This window comes from Shinella sp. M27 (genome assembly GCF_049199905.1).
GTDB lineage: Bacteria > Pseudomonadota > Alphaproteobacteria > Rhizobiales > Rhizobiaceae > Shinella.
This window is the reverse complement of record NZ_JBLZPK010000027.1, coordinates 28686-48611: the sequence shown is the minus strand read 5'-3', so window position 1 is coordinate 48611 and position 19926 is coordinate 28686. Positions and strand designations below refer to the sequence as shown.

20 protein-coding genes are annotated in these 19926 nt (G+C 64.5%); 4 read left to right on the top strand and 16 right to left on the bottom strand.

Features of this window, described 5'->3' with window-relative positions:
* Positions 1–21 precede the first annotated feature (21 nt).
* Complete coding sequence (locus tag ACOZK4_RS10035) at positions 22–423, top strand: acyl-CoA thioesterase (protein ID WP_421591771.1); 402 nt, start codon at positions 22–24, stop codon at positions 421–423.
* Here ACOZK4_RS10035 and ACOZK4_RS10030 read toward each other — a convergent pair.
* From ACOZK4_RS10030 to ACOZK4_RS10005, 6 genes are read right to left on the bottom strand one after another with little or no spacing between them, the layout of a single operon-like run.
* Positions 409–804, bottom strand: a complete 396-nt coding sequence (locus tag ACOZK4_RS10030) for a GFA family protein (RefSeq protein ID WP_421591770.1) — start codon at positions 802–804, stop codon at positions 409–411. The two genes, ACOZK4_RS10035 and ACOZK4_RS10030, sit on opposite strands and share 15 nt — an antisense overlap.
* Positions 801–1988: a thiolase family protein gene (locus tag ACOZK4_RS10025; RefSeq protein WP_421591769.1), complete on the bottom strand. Its 1188-nt coding sequence runs from the start codon at positions 1986–1988 to the stop codon at positions 801–803. The genes ACOZK4_RS10030 and ACOZK4_RS10025 overlap by 4 nt, the downstream gene beginning before the upstream one ends.
* Positions 1972–3459, bottom strand: a complete 1488-nt coding sequence (locus ACOZK4_RS10020) for a class I adenylate-forming enzyme family protein (RefSeq protein ID WP_421591768.1) — start codon at positions 3457–3459, stop codon at positions 1972–1974. The genes ACOZK4_RS10025 and ACOZK4_RS10020 overlap by 17 nt, the downstream gene beginning before the upstream one ends.
* A gap of 4 nt (positions 3460–3463) precedes the next feature.
* The gene (locus ACOZK4_RS10015; RefSeq protein ID WP_421591767.1) at positions 3464–4027 is read right to left on the bottom strand and encodes a biotin transporter BioY; all 564 of its coding nucleotides are present in this window, start codon (positions 4025–4027) and stop codon (positions 3464–3466) included.
* 37 nt (positions 4028–4064) lie between these two features.
* On the bottom strand, positions 4065–4670 hold the full coding sequence (locus ACOZK4_RS10010; RefSeq protein WP_421591766.1) for an energy-coupling factor transporter transmembrane component T family protein: 606 nt from the start codon (positions 4668–4670) through the stop codon (positions 4065–4067).
* Positions 4664–5344, bottom strand: a complete 681-nt coding sequence (locus ACOZK4_RS10005) for an energy-coupling factor ABC transporter ATP-binding protein (RefSeq protein WP_421591765.1) — start codon at positions 5342–5344, stop codon at positions 4664–4666. The genes ACOZK4_RS10010 and ACOZK4_RS10005 overlap by 7 nt, the downstream gene beginning before the upstream one ends.
* Before the next feature lie 181 nt (positions 5345–5525).
* On the opposite strand from ACOZK4_RS10005, the gene ACOZK4_RS10000 reads away from it, so the two are divergent.
* On the top strand, positions 5526–6725 hold the full coding sequence (locus tag ACOZK4_RS10000) for a winged helix-turn-helix domain-containing protein (RefSeq protein ID WP_421591764.1): 1200 nt from the start codon (positions 5526–5528) through the stop codon (positions 6723–6725).
* An 8-nt stretch (positions 6726–6733) separates the two neighbouring features.
* On the opposite strand, the gene ACOZK4_RS09995 is transcribed toward ACOZK4_RS10000, so the two are convergent.
* The 5 genes from ACOZK4_RS09995 to ACOZK4_RS09975 form a co-directional block, all read right to left on the bottom strand.
* Positions 6734–7300 (bottom strand): hypothetical protein, encoded by a 567-nt coding sequence (locus ACOZK4_RS09995; RefSeq protein ID WP_421591763.1) that lies wholly within the window; start codon positions 7298–7300, stop codon positions 6734–6736.
* A gap of 94 nt (positions 7301–7394) precedes the next feature.
* Positions 7395–8354 (bottom strand): hypothetical protein, encoded by a 960-nt coding sequence (locus ACOZK4_RS09990; RefSeq protein ID WP_421591762.1) that lies wholly within the window; start codon positions 8352–8354, stop codon positions 7395–7397.
* Positions 8355–8437: 83 nt separating this feature from the next.
* Positions 8438–9538 (bottom strand): 3,4-dihydroxy-2-butanone-4-phosphate synthase, encoded by a 1101-nt coding sequence (gene ribB / locus ACOZK4_RS09985; protein ID WP_421591761.1) that lies wholly within the window; start codon positions 9536–9538, stop codon positions 8438–8440.
* A gap of 10 nt (positions 9539–9548) precedes the next feature.
* Positions 9549–10646: a chorismate synthase gene (gene aroC, locus ACOZK4_RS09980; protein WP_421591760.1), complete on the bottom strand. Its 1098-nt coding sequence runs from the start codon at positions 10644–10646 to the stop codon at positions 9549–9551.
* An 83-nt stretch (positions 10647–10729) separates the two neighbouring features.
* Positions 10730–14284, bottom strand: a complete 3555-nt coding sequence (locus tag ACOZK4_RS09975) for a bifunctional diguanylate cyclase/phosphodiesterase (RefSeq protein ID WP_421591759.1) — start codon at positions 14282–14284, stop codon at positions 10730–10732.
* A gap of 298 nt (positions 14285–14582) precedes the next feature.
* Here ACOZK4_RS09975 and ACOZK4_RS09970 point away from each other — a divergent pair, with 298 nt between their 5' ends.
* Positions 14583–14843, top strand: a complete 261-nt coding sequence (locus ACOZK4_RS09970; RefSeq protein ID WP_298097000.1) for a DUF1344 domain-containing protein — start codon at positions 14583–14585, stop codon at positions 14841–14843.
* A gap of 18 nt (positions 14844–14861) precedes the next feature.
* On the opposite strand, the gene ACOZK4_RS09965 is transcribed toward ACOZK4_RS09970, so the two are convergent.
* The 4 genes from ACOZK4_RS09965 to ACOZK4_RS09950 form a co-directional block, all read right to left on the bottom strand.
* Positions 14862–15443, bottom strand: coding sequence for a histidine phosphatase family protein (locus ACOZK4_RS09965; protein ID WP_421591758.1), 582 nt, complete (start codon positions 15441–15443; stop codon positions 14862–14864).
* A 16-nt stretch (positions 15444–15459) separates the two neighbouring features.
* On the bottom strand, positions 15460–16278 hold the full coding sequence (gene fabI, locus ACOZK4_RS09960; protein ID WP_421591757.1) for an enoyl-ACP reductase FabI: 819 nt from the start codon (positions 16276–16278) through the stop codon (positions 15460–15462).
* Between the two features lie 188 nt (positions 16279–16466).
* Entirely contained in the window at positions 16467–17537 is a 1071-nt protein-coding gene (locus ACOZK4_RS09955; RefSeq protein WP_421591756.1) for a DnaJ C-terminal domain-containing protein, read from the bottom strand.
* 103 nt (positions 17538–17640) lie between these two features.
* On the bottom strand, positions 17641–18087 hold the full coding sequence (locus tag ACOZK4_RS09950) for an RT0821/Lpp0805 family surface protein (protein WP_421591755.1): 447 nt from the start codon (positions 18085–18087) through the stop codon (positions 17641–17643).
* A gap of 68 nt (positions 18088–18155) precedes the next feature.
* Between ACOZK4_RS09950 and pdxH the strand changes: the two genes are divergently transcribed.
* Positions 18156–18776, top strand: a complete 621-nt coding sequence (pdxH, locus tag ACOZK4_RS09945; protein WP_421591754.1) for a pyridoxamine 5'-phosphate oxidase — start codon at positions 18156–18158, stop codon at positions 18774–18776.
* 10 nt (positions 18777–18786) lie between these two features.
* Here the strand turns inward: pdxH and ACOZK4_RS09940 are convergent, their stop codons facing one another.
* Positions 18787–19842: a polysaccharide deacetylase family protein gene (locus ACOZK4_RS09940; RefSeq protein WP_421591753.1), complete on the bottom strand. Its 1056-nt coding sequence runs from the start codon at positions 19840–19842 to the stop codon at positions 18787–18789.
* Between the last annotated feature and the right edge of the window lie 84 nt (positions 19843–19926).

Below are 19926 nucleotides of genomic sequence, written 5' to 3'. Positions count from 1 at the left end.
GGATTGACCCCGGGATACGACGTGGAACAGGCGGCAGACATCACGGTCAGCGAAGTCAGGATACCGTTCCGCGATATAGACATGCACGGTCATATGCACAATGCGGCCTATTACGCCCATGCGGAAGCGGCCGTCGCCGGCCTCTGGCGCCACCGCCCGGTCGGGCCAAACGATCCCGTCTATTTCGTGCGCAAATCCGGCTGCACCTTCCACAGGGGGCTGCGGCTGGATGATCTCGCCCGCTTCACGGTTTCGGTGACGCGCATCGGCGCGACCTCGCTCAGCTTCGCCGTGGTGATCGCCTGTAATAGTGCCCCAGTAGCGGATCTGGAGATCGTCTGGGTCGCCGTCGATCCCGCAACCCGCCAGCCCGTCAACGTGCCGCAGCCGATCCGCGACTGGCTGAAATCATTCCTCGCCTGAGGCGGTCTCGACGCTGAGCCAGCCCGGCCGGCAATCCTCGAAGGAATGGTATTGCGGCGTGAATGCCGGATCAGTGGGCTCGTCGAAGCCGCCGATCAAGAGCGCCACGACCGGCTCGTCATCGATCGCACCGATGGAGCTGCCGCAGGTGGGGCAGAAGGCGCGGCTGGAATAATCCGACGAGCGCCAGGTCGCGGGTTTTGCACCCGCGCCTGTCCATTGCACGCACTCCGCGGGAAATTCCACCCAGGCGGCGGTCGGTGCGCCGGTATGCTGCTGGCAGAAGCGGCAGGAGCAGGTATGCGGCTTTTCCGCCGGCCCCGTCGCCTCGAAACGAACGGCGCCGCAGAGGCAGCCGCCGTTATAGATCTTTTCGCTCATCCTGTTCCCCCAAGCTTGCGAAACAAAGTCGCGATGCCCATGCCACCGCCGATGCCCATCATGGCGAGCGCTTCGGTTTCCGCATCAGCCTCCCGCATCTGCGCAAAGAGCCGCGTGACGAGGATCGCGCCGGACGCACCGTAGGGATGGCCGAGCGCAAGCGCACCACCCTCGCGGTTGACGATCGCGTGATCGATGCCGAGCGCATCGAGGCTGGCGAGCACCTGGGCGGCGAAGGCCTCGTTGAACTCGATATAGGGGACGGCCGCGGCATCGAGACCGGGATTGCGCGTGACAAGTTTTTCCATCGCCGGAACGGGGCCGAGGCCGAGCAGGTTCGGGTCGACGCCGACCGTGGCGCTGTCGACGAGTTCCAGGAGCATCGTCAGGCCGCGCCGCCGGGCTTCGGCCAGCGAGGTCACCAGCACGACGGCGGCACCGTCATTGACCGGGCAGGCATTGCCCGCCGTCACGGTTCCATCCGGGCGGAAAACCGGTTTCAGCGCCGCAAGCTTTTCCAGCGAAGTGTTTTCGCGCGGGCATTCGTCCTGCGAAACGCGACCGGCTTGTGTGTCGAGCGGCACGATCTCGCCGGCAAAGCGACCGGCCTTCTGTGCGGCTACCGCGCGGCGATGGCTTTCCAGCGCAAAGGCATCCTGCCGTGCGCGGCTGATGCCGGCGTGGTTGGCGACGTTTTCGGCGGCGATGCCCATGTCGGGGTCGCCGATGGCATCGGGCGCCATGCGGGCGCGGCGTACCGGCTCCGGCGCATCGCCGGATGTGAGCGGTGGGCGGAAGCGTAGATGGGCACGGCTGCTGCTCTCGGTGCCGCCGGCGAGATAGAGGCGTCCGGCACCTACCGTCACCAGCCGGGCGGCGAGCGTGATCGCCTCCAGCCCCGAGCCGCATTGCCGGTCGATGGTCAATCCGGGCACGGAAACCGCAAGCCCCGCCTCCAGCGCTGCCAGCCGCGCCAGATTGCCGGCGCTGTTGGCGGCATTGCCGAGGAGGACGTCGTCGACGGCATCCGCGGCGAGGCCGGTGTCCTGAAGGATGCGGCGGATAAGGGGTGCGGCGAGGCTTGCCGGCTCGATGGCCGACAGCGTGCCGTTGACCCGGCCGATCGGCGTGCGGAAGGCGGCGGCGATGACGGGAATACGTTCGGGATCAGCGGAGCGGTTCAAGGACATCGCTCTCCTCCGCCACCCATTGCCGCACGGTTTTCGCCTCCACCTTGCCCGAAGGGGTCGTTGGCATTTTCGCGCAGAGCCAGAGCCGGCGCGGCTGCTTGTAGTGCGGCAGGAGATCGGCCAGCGCCGCCATGAGGGTTTCGGCCGTCAGGCCCGACGCGGCAGGCTCGATCACCGCCACCAGTTCGCTGCCGAGATCAGCATGGTCGCGGCCGAAGACATGGGCGGCGCGCACGAAGGGCAGGCTTTGCAGCGCCGCCTCGACCTCGGAGGGATAGATATTGTTGCCGCCCGACAGGACCATGCCGCCGGCACGCCCGAGCAGATGCAGCGTGCCATCCGTCTCCAGAAAACCGAGATCGCCGACCGTCGCCAGCGCGCCGAACCGCGCCAGCCCCGCACCGTCGCCGGCCCCGAGATAACCGGTGGCGACAAGTGGGCTTTCGACGAAGACGATGCCGGTCTCGCCTGTGGGCAGGGGGGTGCCGGCCGCGTCGAGCACCGAGATCGCAACACCCGGAAAGGCCTTGCCGACGGCGGTGGAGGAGGCGGCATCGTCGGGTGCCGTGACGGTGATGAAGCCGAGCTCCGAAGCGCCGTAATATTCCCGGAGCGCTGCACGAGGGAAATGTCTGCCGCAGAGCGCGTGATCGCCCGCTGTGAGCTTCGCGCCGGCCACGGTGATGGCCGCGACTTCCTCCAGCGGCGCGCGCTCGCAGAGCCGGCGCAGCATGGTGGGCACCAGAACGAGGCGCTGCACGGCGTGCTGCCGGATCGTCTCTTGTGCCGCGTGCGCGTCAAAATGCCGGGTGGAATGGAAGGTGGCGCCGGCCAGCAGGCACTCCGTCATGGCATAGAGCGCAAGCCCATGGGCGAGGGGGCCGGGGGCATAGGTGATGGTCTGTGCCGTAATACCGAAGAACGGCGCGCCGGTGGCGAGGCTGATGCGCCAGGAGCGGCGGTCGCGGATAATCGGTTTCGGATCGGCCGTCGTGCCCGAGGTGAAGACGATGAGGAAAGGCGCATCCGCCTGCCCCTCGGCCAAAGCCGGATCGGTCGCGTGCTCCTGTTCCGCGACGATTTCGGAAATGTCCCGCCTTGGATCGGTGATCCGCAGATCGGCGCCTTCGGCTGTGACGATGAGGTCGGGTGCGATCGTGTCGAGCAGCCGTTGCCGGGTCGCTTCGGGCAGATGCGGGTCGATCAGCGCGGCGCACATATGGCCCGAGGTCGCGGCGGCGAAGGCGGCGGGGAACAGCGCATGGTTGCCGGTGACGAGTGCGATCAGCCGGTTGTCAGGGCCGATGCTGCTTTGGCCGCCCGGCGCCAGGTTCGAAAAAATAGCGTGCAGGCGACGTGCCGTGGCTGCAAGCGCACCGTAGGACAAGACCCGGCTGTCCAGATGAAAGGCCGGGTTTTCGGGGTTTTGGGCGGCGTGCCGTTCGAGGGCGCCGGAAAGCGGCATCGGCTCAGGCGCGCTGCGGCAGCAGCGGATAGCCGGCCAGCACCGCGCGGCCGGCGAGCATCGCGACGAACGCCTTGATGAGGTCGCCCGGCAGGAAGACCAGCGAGGCGGCGGCCGTCTCGAAGAAGGCCTTGCCGCTCATATAGGCGAGCCAAGGCATGCCGAAGAGATAGACGACGGCAATGCCGCCGATGACGGAGGCGGCGAGGAAGGAGAGGTACTGCGACAGTTCCGGCTGCTCTTCGCGCACGAGGCGTTCGGCGACCAGGCCGCAGACGAAAGCGCCGAAGACCCAGCCGACGAGATAGCCCGCCGTCGGGCCGGCGAAGACCGCAAGGCCGCCGCGACCGCCCGAAAGCACCGGCAGGCCAATGGCGACGAGCAGCAGCACGAGCAGCACGGCGCTCGCACCCCGCTTGGCACCGAGGATGCAGCCGGCCAGCATGACGCCGAGCGACTGCGCGGTGATCGGCACCGGAATGAAGCCGAGCGTGATCGGCGGCAGCAGGCCCAGCACCACGATGATCGCGGCGAAGAGGGCGATGAGGACGATGTCTCTGGTGTTCATGGCAGGGCTCCCTGTCGGACAAAAATGGGTCAAATGCTTACTGCCGCCGAAAGCCGCGGGCGTCAATCGCCATGGCGATCGTGTCGGCGTCCTTCAGCGTCAGGATGATGAGCGGCACGAGCGTGGTCAGCGGCCGCACGGGCAGGCCGCGCGCCTTGTGCGCGGCTGCGATCTCGCCGTAGCGCGCAAAAATCTCCGGCACGAAGCGGATGACGAGGCCGACCGCGAGGCTCACATCCGCAGCCCTTACGAAGCCGAACCGCTCCAGTGGTGTGATCAGCCGGGTGATCTCGTCCATGAAGGCGGAAATGCCCGTCGTTGCCGTCACGGCGGCTGCCAGCAGCACCAGGGTCGACAGCCGGCAGAAGACGACCGCGCCCTCGTGCGGCGACTGGAAGAAATAGTTTGCCGCCGCGACGAGCAGCACGGTGAACAGCACGAAGCGGGTGCGCCGCGCCGCCTCGCCAAGACCGATCCCCGTCGAGAGATAGAGCGCCACGGAAAGGGCAAGAGCCGGCACGAGCAGGCGCAGATCGGAAAGCAGGAACAGCACGATGGCGGCGGCAAACAGCACGATCAGCTTGCCGCGCACCGGCATGCGGTGCAGCGGCGAATTGCCCTCGATATCGAGCCCGTTCAGCATGCCGCGATCTCCCGGTAGGCATGGATCGCTTCCGCCGGCCGGCCATCCGCCGCCATCCGCCCGTCGTGGAACACCAGAACGCGGTCGAAATCCTCGATCAAAGCAAGATCATGGGTGATCACCAGCACCTGCTCGGGCAGGCCGGCAAGGGTGCGTGCGATCAGCGCGCGGTTCTTCAGGTCGAGCTGGTTGGTCGGCTCGTCGAGGATCAGAAGCTCCGGGCCGGTGACGAGCACGCTGGCAATGGCGCCGAGCTGCGTCTCGCCGCCGGAAAGTTCGTGCACGCGGCGGCGCGCGAGATGCGAAATGCCGAAACGGGCGAGCACGGCCTCGGTGCGTTCGGCGATCTCCGCCTTGCCGAGCCCGCGGTTCTTCAGGCCGAAGGCGATGTCCTCTGCCAGGATCGGCAGGATCATCTGATGCTGCGGGTTCTGGAAGATGAAGCCGGTTTTGCCGCGTGCGGCCTGTTCGTCTCCCACCGTATCGAGCCCGCCGACCGTGACGGTGCCGGCGGTCGGCTTGACGAGCCCGTTGATCAGCCGCGCCATGGTCGTCTTGCCGGAACCGTTGAGGCCAACGACGCCGATGCGCTGCTCCGAGAGCTGCAAATCCAGCGGCTGGAGCGCCGTGCGGCTGCCATAGGCCACCGTGGCGGCGGAGAAGACGATGTCCAAGAGCAATGTCCCGGTTCGCGGTTGGGTGCAGGACCTATAAGCAATTTGGCGGAAGCTGCGAAGGGTTTTTGCACTGGCTCCCCTGATAATGTTGAACAATCCGCAGAGGGTGTTGAAGCCGCCTTTCCCGTCGTGCGGAAAACGGGTGGAACAAACCAAGAATATATGCCTATCATCGGCTATGACGATTCTTCTTTCGAATACCGAAGCCCGGCGTATCTTCCTCGCCCGCCAGGGGCTCAGTGAACCACCCGGCCGACAGCTCGGCAAGGCGGGGCTGCTGCAGCTCATCCACGATATCGGCTTCGTGCAGGTGGACAGCATCGCCACCGTCGAGCGCGCGCATCACCAGATCCTTTTCTCGCGCAACCAGACCTATCGGCGCGAGCACCTGACGGAGCTTCTCGAAAAGGACGGCGATCTCTTCGAGCACTGGACGCACGACGCCTCGATCATTCCGAGCGCCTTCTTCCGCTATTGGAAACACCGTTTCCGCCGCAAGGAGGCGTCGCTCCTCGAGCGCTGGAGCAAGTGGCAGGGCGAGGGCTTCGACAAGGCGTTCGGCGAGACCTATGAGCGCATCGCATCTGGTGGTGCCGTCCTGTCGCGCGAGCTGAAGACGGACGACCACAAGTCCGGCGGCTGGTGGAACTGGCATCCGAACAAGACGGCGCTGGAATTCCTCTGGCACACCGGGAAACTCTGCATCTCCCGGCGCGAGAATTTCCAGAAGGTCTATGACCTTACCGAACGCGTGGTGCCGCCACATCATCACAAGCCCGCCGTCGAGCACGACGCCTTCGTCGACTGGGCCTGCCGCAGCGCGTTGACCCGGCTGGGTTTTGCCACCCATGGCGAAATCGCCGCCTTCTGGGCGCTGATCTCGCCGGAGGAGGCGAAGACCTGGGTGGACGCGCATCGCGACGAGCTTCGCCCCGTCTCGATCGAAACCGCCGACGGCGGCAAGCCGCGCATCTCCTACGCCTTCGACGGTTTCCCTGATAATCTCAGCGATATTCCCGAGCCGCCCGCCCGCCTGCGCGTCCTCTCGCCCTTCGATCCCTTGATCCGCGACCGCAACCGCACCGAACGCCTCTTCGGCTATTACTACCGTATCGAGGTCTTCGTGCCCGAGCCGAAGCGCCAATACGGCTACTACGTCTTCCCGCTGCTCGAAGGCGACCGCCTCGTCGGCCGCATCGACATGAAGGCCGACCGCAAGGCCGGCACGCTCGACGTCAAACGCCTCTGGTGGGAACCGAAGGTCCGCGCTTCGACGGGACGGCTGGAGAAGCTGGAGGCGGAGTTGGCGAGGCTCGCGAAGTTTACCGGGGTGGAAGGGGTGCGCTATCTGGATGGGTGGCGCGGAGATGACGTTTAGCGTCAGGCTTACGTGTTCTGTCGTTTAAGCAGCAGCAGGAGCGGAGGAGGGACGTCTCGACGTTGCTCGCGAAGTGTCTTCGCAAATTTGATCATCGGTTCCGGTGCGATGCGTGCCAATGCGGAATAGTCAAGCTGACGGGTCAGATCCAGGGTTATCGTGTGTTCCCTGTTCTTCACGACAAGAGAATACGCGTTGTTGCCGCGTCGGCTTTTTGTATGCCGATAGGTGATGCTGGCTTCAGCGAGCGGGATTCTTTTGGAGTATGTTTCTGTCATCTGGCATCCGGTCTCGATGAGGATCGAACCATCCGTTGCAAAACGTGTGATACTTGGCGATGCCGCAGTCGTCCACCCGATGCCGATAAACACGCTTGTTCCAAGAACAATTGCAAGCGGGCTTTTAATCCAACGGTAGTTGGGCTGCTCTTTTCCCCGTATCCAATTCCCTAGCCGATGCAGGTAGGCAAAAAGTATCCCAAGAAGTATAAAACCAATCAGTTTGAAAAGTGGAATCATTACCATTCGGGAGCCGCAAGACAAAACGCTCCAAATGCTTTCTTCCAATACGATCAATGAATGTTCCCTCGATGAATGCGAGAGAACATAAAGGTGAATTGCACAACTTCCGGTAACGGGTTCGATAAAATTTTCTGTGTCTCGCTTGGTTTCAGGCCGTCACCGGCCTCCCGCCGAACGTGCCCTTGGCCTGCTCCGTCAGCGCGCGGAACTTCTCCGAGGCACCCGTCAGCTTGGCGTCCCAGTCCGGGTCCGGCACCTGGCCGCGGATCGTGTCGAAATAGACGGCCATCAGGGCGGCGATCGCGAAGGGTTCGAGCACGGCAGCCTTAAAGGCCCAGGCGAAGACGATGGCGACGATGAAGGTGAGGGCGGTGAGATCGCCGGGGAAGAGGTACACCACTGCGGCGGCCGGTGCCAGCGCCAGGAGGAAGACGACGATGGAGAGGATCCACAGGAAAACAGAGAGCCAGACGGCGTTCTTCACCATCTTCAGGCCGTTCTGTGCATAGAGCACGAGGCCGCGGCGCGAGCTTTCCCAGGCATTGTCGCTGCCGGTGCGGATGTTGTAGCCGAGGATGATCTCATCGACATAGGTCAAGGACAGGCGAATGACGGTGTTGGCGAAGCGCACGATGCCGTCGAGGCCGGGAATGGGCAGAAAGGCCGCGATGCCGCCGAGAAGGCCGGTGATGGCGGCGATCACGCCCTTGATGAGCTGGTCGAGCGCGAAGAGCACGTTCGCCTCGCCGAAGCGGGCGGTGACGACCTCGCGGCCATAGGCGACCTGGCCCTTGCCGTCCGGCAGCGGCTCACCGTCGATCAGCTTGACCATGACGGCGATATGGGCGGCCTTGACCATGTAGAGCAGCCATTCGCGCGCCCAATAGACGGCGGTGCCGACCAGCCCCATGCCGAAGATGCCGCCCCAGACGGCGAAGGATTCCGGGCTGTCGGAGAGCGAGCCGACGCCGTAGCCGATGCCGGCCCCCGTGCCCGTCGCCAGGATGAAGGCGAGCGTGATGACGAAATAGATCACCATCCGCGTGATGATGAAGGGCATGGTCTTCAGCAGAATGCCGATGGTCTTGCCGATGCTGAAGTCCCACATGCCCCGATGTCCCCACAGAAAATCCCGCGATCCGAACCGTCGCGCCAAAGGCAAACGTTTCGGAGCCGCGGGATATTCGGGGTTTAGCAGAGATCCGTCGAGCTGATCTCGATGCCGAAGCCTTCGAGGCCGACATAGTGGCGCTCGCGCGAGGCCATCAGGCGGATCGAGGTGATGCCGAGATCCTTCAGGATCTGTGCGCCGAGGCCGATTTCCAGCCATTCGCTTTCGCGCGCCTGCGCCTCGTCATGGCCTTCGCGGTCATGTTTGCCCTTGCGGGCCGTCGAGGACTGGCCGACGCCGACGGAGCCTTCGCGCAAATAGACGATGACGCCGCGGCCCTCATCGGCGATGCGCTTCATGATCGCATCGATCTGGCGTCCCGCGCCAAAAACGTCGTCGCCGACATTTTCGAGATGCAGGCGCACGGGGATATCGACGCCGTCCCTGATATCGCCGAAGACCACGGCGAGATGCTGCATCGGATCCCAGGGCAGGGTGTAGGTCGAAGCCTTGGCCTTGCCGTAGGGCGTCTCGATGTCGAAGCTGCCGACCTGCTCGATCAGGGTTTCCTTGCGCTGGCGGTAGGCGATGAGATCGGCGACGGAGACCTGCTTCAGGCCGTTCTTCTCTGCGAAGGCCGCGACCTGCGGGCCGCGCATCACCGTGCCGTCGTCGTTGACCAGTTCGCTGATCACGCCGATCGGCGGCAGGCTCGAGAGCTTGCAGAGATCGACGGCCGCTTCGGTGTGGCCCGAGCGCATCAGGACGCCGCCTTCGCGCGACACGAGCGGGAAGATATGGCCGGGGCGCACGAAATCCGCAGCACCGACATTCGGATTGGCGAGGTTGCGCACCGTCAGCGTACGGTCGTCGGCGGAAATGCCCGTCGTCGTGCCGTGCTTGAAATCGACGGAGACGGTGAAGGCGGTGGTGTGGGCCGAATCGTTTTCCGCCACCATGGCATTGAGGTTCAGGCGCTTGGCCTCCTCGCGCGGCATGGGCGTGCAGACGATGCCGGAGGTGTGGCGTACGATGAAGGCCATCTTTTCCGGCGTGCAGTGCACGGCGGCGACGATGAGGTCGCCCTCGTTCTCGCGGCCGTCGTCATCCATCACGACGACGATTTCGCCGGCCTCGAAGGCGCGGATGGCATCGACGACACGCTTCTGGTCGTAGCTCATGGCAAAAATCCTATTTCAGGCGGCCGGTCTGGCCGCGATCGCGGAGATAGTGGTCGGCAACGGCACAGGCGACCATGGCCTCGCCGATCGGCACGGCGCGGATGCCGACGCACGGGTCATGGCGGCCCTTGGTGCGCACATCGACATTGTTGCCGTCGGCGTCGATCGAGCGGCGCTCGGTCAGGATGGACGAGGTCGGCTTGATGGCGAAACGCGCGACGACCGGCTGGCCGGTGGAAATGCCGCCGAGAATACCGCCGGCATGGTTGGACAGGAAGATCGGATTGCCGTCATTGCCCATGCGCATTTCGTCGGCATTGTCCTCGCCGGTGAGCTCGGCCGAGGCAAAGCCTTCGCCGATCTCCACGCCCTTCACGGCATTGATCGACATGAGGAGCGAGGCGATATCCTGGTCAAGCTTGCCGTAGATCGGTGCGCCGATCCCGGCCGGAACGCCCTCGGCGACCACTTCCACGACCGCGCCGATGGACGAGCCGGCCTTGCGGATGCCGTCGAGATACTCTTCCCAGACGGGCACGATGGCCGGATCGGGCGCGAAGAACGGGTTGTTGCTGACCTCGTTCCAGTCCCAGTTGCGGCGGTCGATCTTGTGTTTGCCGATCTGCACGAGGGCGGCGCGGACGGAAAGCCCCGGCACGACCTTGCGAGCGAGGCCCCCGGCGGCAACGCGCGCCGCAGTCTCGCGGGCTGACGAGCGGCCGCCGCCGCGATAGTCGCGGATGCCGTATTTCACGTCATAGGTATAGTCGGCATGGCCGGGGCGGTAGCGCTTGGCGATCTCGCCGTAATCCTTCGAGCGCTGGTCGGTGTTCTCGATCATCATCGAAACGGGTGTGCCCGTCGTGATCATCGTCTCACCGTCCTCGTCCAGCATGACGCCGGAGAGCACCTTCACCAGATCGTCCTCGCGGCGCTGCGTCACGAAGCGCGACTGGCCGGGCTTGCGCTTGTCGAGCCACGCCTGGATTTCGGCGAGCGTGAAGCGGATGCCGGGCGGGCAGCCATCCACCACGCAGCCAAGTGCTATCCCATGGCTTTCGCCCCAGGTGGTGACGCGGAAAAGATGACCGAAACTGTTGTGCGACATGAGCGGACCCGGACCCGATAAACGTTCGCCCCCTCCTTAGTGGAAAAGGCGGGGGCGGGACAAGGGTTTCGCGTCAAGTCGGATCAGGAAGCGAGCTTCCAGCGCATTTCGCTGCCGAAGGCAAAAAAGGCGTCGCGGGAGAGTGGCTTGGCGAAGGCGTAGCCCTGCAGGAGGTCGCAGCCGAGCAGGCCGAGCATTTCGGCGTGGTCCATGGTCTCGACGCCTTCGGCGACGATCTCGATATTGAGCGAGCGGCCGATCTCGATGATCGAGCGCACCAGCGCCTGCTCGTTGTGTGACTTGAGGATCGGCGCCACGAGCTGGCGGTCGATCTTCAGGCGCTTGGGCTTCAGCTTCAAGAGGCTGACGATCGAGGTGTGGCCGGTGCCGAAATCGTCGATTTCGATATCGATGCCGAGCGCCTTGATGCGTTCGAGATTGGAGAGAACGATGTCGTCGCTCTCGTCGAGGAAGATCGATTCCACCAGTTCGAAGGAAATCTGGCCGGGCTGGATGGAGAGGCCGGTCAGGCTGTCGATCAGGCTCTCGTCGCGCAGGCGGCGCGCCGAGACGTTGACCGAGATCTTCGGCATGACCAGACCGCGGGCCGCCCAGCGGGCGCAGTCGATGAGCGCCTTTTCGAGCACGATCCGGTCGAGCGTCGCCATGACGTTGAGGTCTTCGGCGATCTTGAGGAAGCGGTCGGGCGTCAGGAGCCCGTCGCGCGGGTGATTCCAGCGGATCAGCGCCTCCGCACCGGCGAGCTTCAGCGTGCCGGCCTCGATCTGCGGCTGGTAGTAGGGCACGAACTCGTTGTTCTCGATGCCGGCCAGGATGTCGTCGGCGATGCGCTTGTTCGAGATGATCTCGGCCTGCAGCACCTCGGTGAAGAATTCGTGGCGGTTGCGGCCCATGGCCTTAGCCCGGTAGAGCGCGATATCGGCGTTGACGAGCAGCTTTGCCGTGTTGATCGATTGCCCCTCGGCGAGCGCCACGCCGATGCTGACGCCGAAGCGGCACAGATGCCCCTCATAGTCCACCGGCTGCTGCATCAGCGTGATGATGCGGCGCGCCAGCGTGCTGAGATAGGCCTGGTCGGTGGCGTTGGTGACGACCACCACGAATTCGTCGCCGCCGATGCGCGCGACGAGATCGCCCTTGCGGGTGGAGGCGCGCAGCACTTCGGAGGCATGCACGAGCAGCGCATCGCCGGCTGCATGGCCGAGCGTGTCGTTGATCTGCTTGAAGCGGTCGAGGTCGATATGGAGGATGGCGACGCGCACGTCCATCGTCTCGCTGAGCTCGGCGATGCCTGTCAGTTCGTCGTCGAGCATGCGCCGGTTGCCGAGCCCCGTCAGCGGGTCGTGCAGGGCATTGTGCTCGATGCGGTCCTTCGCCTGTTCCAGCTCGACATTCTTTGCGTCGGCCTGTTCCTTGGCGGCCTTGAGGTTCTGCTTGAGGATGACGTCCTCGGTCACGTCGAAGGCAAGGCCGACGAGCTTTCGCGTGCCGCCGTGGCCGTAGTGGATCTTGCCGACGGAGCGGACATAGCGGATGGCCCCGCCCTGCAGGGCGACACGCGCCTCGTGCACATAGGGCAAGTCCTGTTCGATGCAGCGGGCAACATTTTCGACGATCGCATCGCGGTCGTCGGCATGCATGGCGGCTAGCCATGCCTCGTGGGTGACGATGCCGTCGGTGAATGTCAGCCCGTAAAGCTGGTGCATGCGCGGATCCCAGAAGGTCCGGCCGAGATCGAGATCAGCCTCCCAGAGGCCGCACTGGTAGGAATCGAGCGCGAGGTCAAGACGGCGGGTCGTCTGTTCCAGTTCGCTGTTCTGGAGTTCGGAGCGTTCCTTCGCCTCCTTGAGGCGCGCGGTGATGAGCACGTCCTCGGTAACGTCGAAGGCGAGGCCCACCAGCTTGCGCCGTCCGTCCTGCTCGACATGCAGCTTGCCGACGGACTGGACGTGGCGGATCGTACCGTCAGGGTGCACGACGCGAGAGGTGCGCATATAGGGCACGCCTTCCTCTATGGTCGTATCGGCCTTGCGCTGGGCTTCCTCGCGGTCGTCGGGGTGGATCGCATTGACCCAGGTCTCGTTGGTGATGCGCTTGCCGGTGTTCGTCACGCCGTAGAGCTGGTGCATGCGGTCGTCCCACAGCGTCAGCCCGTCTTCGAGATCGGCCTCCCAGAGACCGCACTGATAGGCGTCGAGCGCGAGGTCGAGACGCCGGGTCAGCTTGGCAAGCTCGGCATTCTGGACTTCGGCATGCTCCTTGGCGGTCTTCAGCGCCTCGTTGAGCAGCACGTCCTCGGTCACGTCCCAGCTGATGCCGGTCAGCTTCTCCTCACCGTTCGGGCCGATCAGGCGCGAGCCGACATTGCGGATATGGTGCCAGCTGCCATCGGGCATGCGGACGCGGTATTGCGACTTGTAGTCGTTGCCGCCGGCGCGGATGAGGTCCATCTCGGCCTTGGCGGTGGCAATGTCATCGGGGTGAAGCGCCTCGCGCCAGAGGTCGTCGTTCGGCGTCTCGTCTTCCGGGAAACCGTGCAGCCGGTGCATCTGGGCATCCCAGTTGCGCCCGCCGGTCGAAAGCTCGACTTCCCAGATGCCGATCTTGGAGGCGTCGAGCGCGATATCGAGGCGTTGCGAGAGGGACTGCACCTGCCGCTCGCGCGCCCGCAGCCGCGCAATGTTGCGCTGGCGCTCGCTGACGAGGCCGCCGGTCAGCAGAATCGGAACGATGATCACGAGTGCGGCGGCGAGGATGAACATCCTAACCTGTGTCAGGTTCGCCGGCGGGTGATGCCAGCCCTTCTTGGGAACGGCGGCGAGCTCCCAGCGGCCGCCCGGAAAATCGAGCACCTGCACGACGGGATCGTTCTCGAAGATCTCGGCCGCACCGAAGAATGGATCGATGACGTTGTCCGCCACGCTGACATCGCGGATGGCAAGCTCGATATCGGTCTCGTGCTGGCGCATGTCGCGCAGGGCATGGATATCGGGGCCGATCAGCCCGGCATCGCTAAGCAGCCTGCGCTCGTCGACCAGCCCGTCGATATAGCCCCAGAAATAGTGCCGCGCATCGACGGTTCCAAACACCGGCATGAAGAGGTGGAAGCCGCGCCCGCCCTTGGCGAATTCGACCGGGCCGAGCATGAGCGGGCGCCCGCGCGAGCGGTCTGCCTGGGCGGCGTGGCGGAAGGAGGGAAAGCGATTGAAATCGGTGCCGAGATAATGCTGGTTGCCGTCGAGCGGGAAGGCCTGGGTGACCTTGGCACCCGGTGCCACGCCGACGCGGCGGAAGTGGCTGTTCTGCAAAAGCAGCTTGCGGGCGAAGACGTTGAACTGCAGCGAGGCCTGCTGTGGCGCGACGGCGAACATGTTGGCGACGCTGCGCAAGGCCGCGACATCGCTGTTGACCTCGCTTTGCAGCCGTGCGCCGACGAGTGCGAGATCGCCGGATACATGGGCCTGAAGCTCGTTGCGATAGATCCGCTCGTTCTGCTGTTCGTAGAACACGCCTGCCGTCAGGATCACGACGCCGGCGATCGCGGCCGGCAGGAGCGAGGGGCGCGCCCATTCTGCGATGGACGCCATATGGCGGCGGATGGCGGCAGGCAAAGACAAGACGGCGGTCCCCGATGATGGCAAAACGGTAAGGGGGGCTTCCTTAAGATTGCATTTATAAGCGACTGAAATACTTGTATTTCCGCCTCGAAAGCGGGCGGCATTTCCCGTTTTGGCGCAACCCTGCAACCGGATTTGTCAGACAATCCGGGGGATGACGTTGCGCCCCGCCTTGATTCGTATGATCTTTCCGGCCATCCATTTCGACATTGTGGGCGACGAGGGCGAATTTCGCCATATTTCGGGGGCATCTGACGTGACCAGCAAAAAGACTGATTCATTTCCAGGGGTTCGTACGATGCGGTTGTTGATCGCAGCTTTGATGGCCACGGCCGTCTTCCTTTCGCCACTCGTCGCCTCGGCCGAAAGCGCCGACGTGGAAGCGACGATCACCAATGTGGACACGGGCAATCTCTCGCTGTCGCTCGACGACGGCAAGAAGTATCAGGCGCCGGAAGAGTTCAACTTCGAAGGCCTGGAGCCGGGCGTGAAGGTTCTGGTGTTCTATACCGAAGTCGACGGCAAGCGCGTCATCAACGACCTCGAGATTATTCAGTAAATCAGGGGCTTCGGCCCGTCAGAGCCAGTGCATTCCTGTTTCATCAAGCCGGAGCACGCGGTCCTGGAAGATGGGGATGTTGGCCGCTTCCTCCTCCGCCATGCCGTTCAGACGGAACGCCGCGCGAAAAACGCCGCCGTGGCTGACGCAGACGGTCGGCCGGTCGATCTCGGCGAGAAACGAGCCGATGCGCCAGCAGAGGATTTCGTAGCTTTCGGCTGTCTCGCCCGGCGGAATGAAGTTCCATTTCGAGCGCCGGCGCTCGTCGACCCGAGCGGGTGTCGATGCCTCTAGTTCTTCCAGCGTATGGCCTTCCCAGTCGCCGAAGGAGACTTCGACGAGGCGCTTGTCGGTGCGATAGGTGAGGGGATTAAGACCCATGGCGCGGCGCAGGATTTCCATGGTCTCGCGCGTGCGCCCGAGCGGGCTTGCCACGAAATCGAAATCCGAAACGGCCGCGCCGAGAAGCGCCTTGAGAGTGCGGCCGTTGCCGGCCGCTTGCGCGCGGCCGGTATTGTTGAGCGGAATGTCCTTCTGTCCCTGCAGCCTGCCCTCAGCATTCCACGCGGTCTGGCCGTGTCGGATCATGTAGATGAGCAAGATGCGAGGCTCCGGGTCAGTCCTTGATGACGGAGATGTCGGGCGCGTCGACGGCCTTCATGCCGACGACATGGTAGCCGCTGTCGGCATGATGCGTCTCGCCCGTCACCGAGCGCGACAGGTCCGACAGCATGTAGAGTCCGACATCGCCCACTTCCTCGATGGTGACGGTACGGCGCAGCGGCGCATTGTACTCGTTCCACTTGAGGATATAGCGGAAATCGCCGATGCCGGAGGCGGCCAGCGTCTTGATCGGGCCGGCCGAGATGGCGTTGACGCGTATGTTCTTCGGGCCGAGGTCGACGGCGAGGTATTTCACGCTCGCTTCAAGCGCGGCCTTGGCAACGCCCATGACGTTGTAGTTCGGCATGACCTTTTCCGCGCCGTAATAGGTCAGGGTCAGCATGGAGCCGCCATCGGTCATCAGCTTTTCCGCACGGCGCGCGACCGACGTGAAGGAATAGACCGAGATCTGCATCGTCTTGGCGAAGTTGCCCGGCGTCGTGTCGACGTAGCGGCCGGTCAGTTCGTCCTTGTCGGAGAAGCCGATGGCGTGCACGAGGAAGTCGATCTTGCCCCAGGTCTTCTCGATATTGTCGAAGACGGCGTCGATCGAGGCTTCGTCCGAGACGTCGCAGTCACCGGCCAGCACGGCGCCGATTTCGGCGGCCAGCGGCTCGACGCGCTTCTTCAGCGCCTCGCCCTGATAGGTCAGCGCGATCTCGCCGCCCTGTGCGTGGATAGCCTTGGCGATGCCCCAGGCGATGGAACGGTTGTTGGCGACGCCCATGATGACGCCGCGCTTGCCCTTCATCAGACCAGATGCCTGAACCATGGTTTGCCCCTTTGAAATCTAGAGCAACCCCCGCAAATACGCGAAAAGGCTTTGCGTTCTTGGAGTTGCGTGAATAAGTCGAAATTGCCTATGGCATAGGCGGCAATGCGGTTCAAGCGCGCGCCAGTTCAGGAACTGTTAGCATCCGTAACAATGGGTGCATCTTTCACTGAAAGTTCATAAATCGATTAAAGGTAAAGGCCTTCGCGCAGCGACCGCATCAGGTCGATCATCTTGGCATCAGGTTTTTCCCAGAGCAGCAGCCTGACTTCGGCGATGAGATCGCCGCGCGCGCCGTCTTCCTTGACGAGGCCCTCGTCCGGGATGCGGATCGTCTGGTCGGAGCCGGACCAGGCCGGGACGGTGACGGAAAGCGGGCCGGTCGGCCCGTCGATGGTCATCTCGCAGCCGAGAACGGCGTTCTCGATCGTCACGGGCAGATCGACCCGGAGGTCGAAGCCGTCGGTGCGGAAGCGGCCGGGCGCCACGCGCACGGTGACGACGGCATCGCCGCGGCGCAGGTTCTCGATGCGGTGGCCGGCCTCTTTGAGACGGATCACCTGTCCGTCGGTCGTGCCGGCGCCGACGGGCACGCGAATGGTTTGCCCCTCCGGCGTCTCGATGGTCGGCCGCACGCGGTTGAGGATGTCTTCCACGCTGACGGTGACGTCGGCGACGAGATCCGGCGCCTTTTCCACGGTGGCGCGCGTGCCGCGGATGCGGCGGATGATGGCGGAGATGATGGCGGCGCCCGGCGCGGTGCCGCGGGCGGGCATCGGCTGTTGCTCTGCCGCCGGTTCCTCGGTGGCTTTGCGGGCTTCCTGGGCGGGGGCAGCCGCACTTGCTTGTGCTTGCGCCTGGGGTTGCGGCTGCGGGCGCGGCTTCGCCTCGGCGGGCTGGCCGCGGGAATCGACGCCGAAGATGCGGGCGATCATGTCTTCGGCGGCCTCGCCGGAGACGCGCGGACCGTCCTGCTGGCGGGGGCTTTCGGCCTTCGCCTTGCGGTCGGCCTGCTGCTGGCGCATCTGCTCCATGCGGCGAAGCTCGGCCTCGCGCTGCTGACGGTCGTAGCGGCTGCGCTTGTCGGGATCGCGCAGCAGATCATAGGCGCGGCCGGCCTCGGTGAAGCGCACCGTCGCGTTCGGGTCGTCGTGGTTCTGGTCGGGATGCACGGCTTTCGCCACCGACCGCCACGCCGCCTTGATTTCGTCCTGGCCGGCATTCCGCTTCACGCCGAGAACCGAATAGGGATCACGCATACCTAACCACCCGTTTCGTTTTACCGCTCATGGTAGCGGGCGACGTTCTAACCGCCGGTTACGCGTTAGGGTTTACAGATTGCTAAGATGCGGGTGGGCGGGTTCAACCCTGACGGTCGAAGGCCAAGAGCAGCCATTCGCCGGAATTGCCCAGGCACGTGCGGCCCGAATAGTTGGCGATGCCCTGATAGGAGTGTTTCGTCGTCACGAAATCGCGGCAGGTGCGCCCTGCGGCGTCCTGGTTTTCCGCAATCGTGCTGATGACGCCGGCACTTCCCGAAGCGGAGTTCGCCCAGGGAATGGGCTGGCCCGCGGCCTGCGCCAGATCGGCGGAGGAGACGGCATTGCGCACGGTCGTCTCGTCGGAAAGACGCTCGCCGTTCGCCACGGTGCTGGTGCGGATGGTGCTGTCGACCTTGCTGTCTTCGAAGAGATCGAGGCCGCTCATGCAGCCCGACAGGAACGCGGCCGACGTCGTGACTGCTGCGAGGACGATGCAGCGCGTCCAGTATGGCTTTGTCTCCGGTCGCGACTTTGCTATGACGTTCACCCCAGCTGCCTCATGCAGTCGAAAAGAGCGGCCAAAATCGGCCCAAAAAGATCGGCTTTGAATCGAATATGAGCGAAAATGCGTTAACAAGCGGTGACTTCACCGAGGAAAACGAACCCTATGCCCTGTTCGGAAGCTGGCTGGCGGACGCCGGCAAGAGCGAGCCGAACGACGCCAACGCGCTGGCGCTCGCCACCGTCGACGAGACGGGCCTGCCCAATGTGCGTATGGTTCTCCTGAAGGGTTTCGACGAGCGTGGCTTCGTGTTCTACACGAATTTCGAGAGCCGCAAGGGCCAGGAAATCCTCTCCGCCGGCAAGGCCGCCATGTGTTTCCACTGGAAATCGCTGCGCCGCCAGATCCGCATCCGCGGCGAGATCGAGGTCGTCAGCAATGCCGAGGCCGACGAATATTACGCCTCGCGCCCGCGCGGCAGCCGCATCGGCGCGTGGGCTTCGAAGCAGTCCCGCCCGCTGGAAAGCCGCTTCGCGCTGGAAAAGGCCGTCGCCGAATACACCGCCCGCTACGCGATCGGCGACATCCCCCGCCCGCCGCACTGGTCCGGTTTCCGCCTGAAGCCCGTCTCGATCGAGTTCTGGCACGACCGCCCCTTCCGCCTGCACGACCGTGTGGAATTCCGCCGAGTGGACGACGGCAAGGGCTGGACGAAGGTCAGGATGTATCCGTGAGGAGGCGGGTTTAGCGCCGCATCAGCCGGAAAGGGATGCCGGAGGCGAGTGCCCCGACATATTTCGGTTTCTGGTAAAGCCCGTTCAGCGAAATGCGGGGTAGGGCCGTCGGCGTGTCGAAGGAGCGCGCGGAGAGCGTGCCGGGATCCGTGAGGACGGCCACGCGGAAGCCGAGATCCTTGGCGAGCTGGTGCTCGCGCGGCGACACGGCGGCGCGGTCGCCGTAGGGATAGGCGAAGGTATCCGGGCGGCGGCCGGTGATCGCGGCGATGCGCTCGGCGGATTCGTCCATTTCGCGGCGGGCTTCCGCGTCGGATAGGCGGGCCAGCGCCCGGTGGCTCATTGTATGCGCGCCGATCGAGGCGAGCGGATTGAGCACGAGGCTCTTCAATTCCGGCTCGCGCATGACCAGCCGTTCGGTGAGCATCAGCGGATCGATGCCATGGGCGCGGGCGGCCGCATCGAGCTTTTCGATGGCCGCGTTTTCTTCGGCATGCATGTGAATGAAATGGGCGAAGCGCTCGTAGGCCGTCTGCTTCTGGAAGGGTGTGGCGAGCGGCAGGGTGACGGTGCCGGAACCGAAATCGAAGTCGAGATGCGGCGCGGCGCGCAGAAGCTCCGTCAGTGTTTCCCACCAGATGCCATGCGTCTTGCAGGCAAAGCCGGGAGCCACGAACACCGTGAACGGCACCTTGTGGCGTGTGAAGACGGGCTGTGCATGCACCGCATTGTTGCGATAGCCATCGTCGAGCGTGAAGGCGGCGAAGCGTTCGCCGGGCCGGGCGATGGCAAGTCGCGCCGGCATGTCGGCCAGCGCCACGAACTGATAGCCTTCCTCCGTCAGATGCCCGAGAGCGGCATCGAGAAAGTCCGGCGTGATCTCCAGATGGGCGTTCGGGTCGAAGACCTGCGGTGTCTTCGGCCGCACATGGTGCAGGGTGAAGATCGCGCCCATGCCGCGCGCCGAGGCCATCAGGCCGGCGCGTTCCGCCAGATGCGCGACTTCGAGCCCGCCGGTGATGACGGCGCGTTTGAGCCCCTGTCGCATGACGCTGCGGATCGGCATTCCCGCCTCCTGATCGTTGAACCAGCCGCCTTTATGGGGCTTGCATGGTATCCGAGGCGTTAACACCGCGCATTCTTGCCGGCG

Coding starts and splice junctions, on each gene's coding strand:
- fabI (WP_421591757.1), bottom strand. CDS start 16,278: ATGGTTCAGGCATCTGGTCTGATGAAGGGCAAGCGCGGCGTCATCATG.
- aroC (WP_421591760.1), bottom strand. CDS start 10,646: ATGTCGCACAACAGTTTCGGTCATCTTTTCCGCGTCACCACCTGGGGC.
- ACOZK4_RS10010 (WP_421591766.1), bottom strand. CDS start 4,670: ATGCTGAACGGGCTCGATATCGAGGGCAATTCGCCGCTGCACCGCATG.
- ACOZK4_RS09970 (WP_298097000.1), top strand. CDS start 14,583: ATGCGGTTGTTGATCGCAGCTTTGATGGCCACGGCCGTCTTCCTTTCG.
- ribB (WP_421591761.1), bottom strand. CDS start 9,538: ATGAGCTACGACCAGAAGCGTGTCGTCGATGCCATCCGCGCCTTCGAG.
- ACOZK4_RS10015 (WP_421591767.1), bottom strand. CDS start 4,027: ATGAACACCAGAGACATCGTCCTCATCGCCCTCTTCGCCGCGATCATC.
- ACOZK4_RS09940 (WP_421591753.1), bottom strand. CDS start 19,842: ATGCCGATCCGCAGCGTCATGCGACAGGGGCTCAAACGCGCCGTCATC.
- ACOZK4_RS10020 (WP_421591768.1), bottom strand. CDS start 3,459: ATGCCGCTTTCCGGCGCCCTCGAACGGCACGCCGCCCAAAACCCCGAA.
- ACOZK4_RS10030 (WP_421591770.1), bottom strand. CDS start 804: ATGAGCGAAAAGATCTATAACGGCGGCTGCCTCTGCGGCGCCGTTCGT.
- pdxH (WP_421591754.1), top strand. CDS start 18,156: ATGAGCGAAAATGCGTTAACAAGCGGTGACTTCACCGAGGAAAACGAA.
- ACOZK4_RS10000 (WP_421591764.1), top strand. CDS start 5,526: ATGACGATTCTTCTTTCGAATACCGAAGCCCGGCGTATCTTCCTCGCC.
- ACOZK4_RS09955 (WP_421591756.1), bottom strand. CDS start 17,537: ATGCGTGATCCCTATTCGGTTCTCGGCGTGAAGCGGAATGCCGGCCAG.
- ACOZK4_RS09990 (WP_421591762.1), bottom strand. CDS start 8,354: ATGTGGGACTTCAGCATCGGCAAGACCATCGGCATTCTGCTGAAGACC.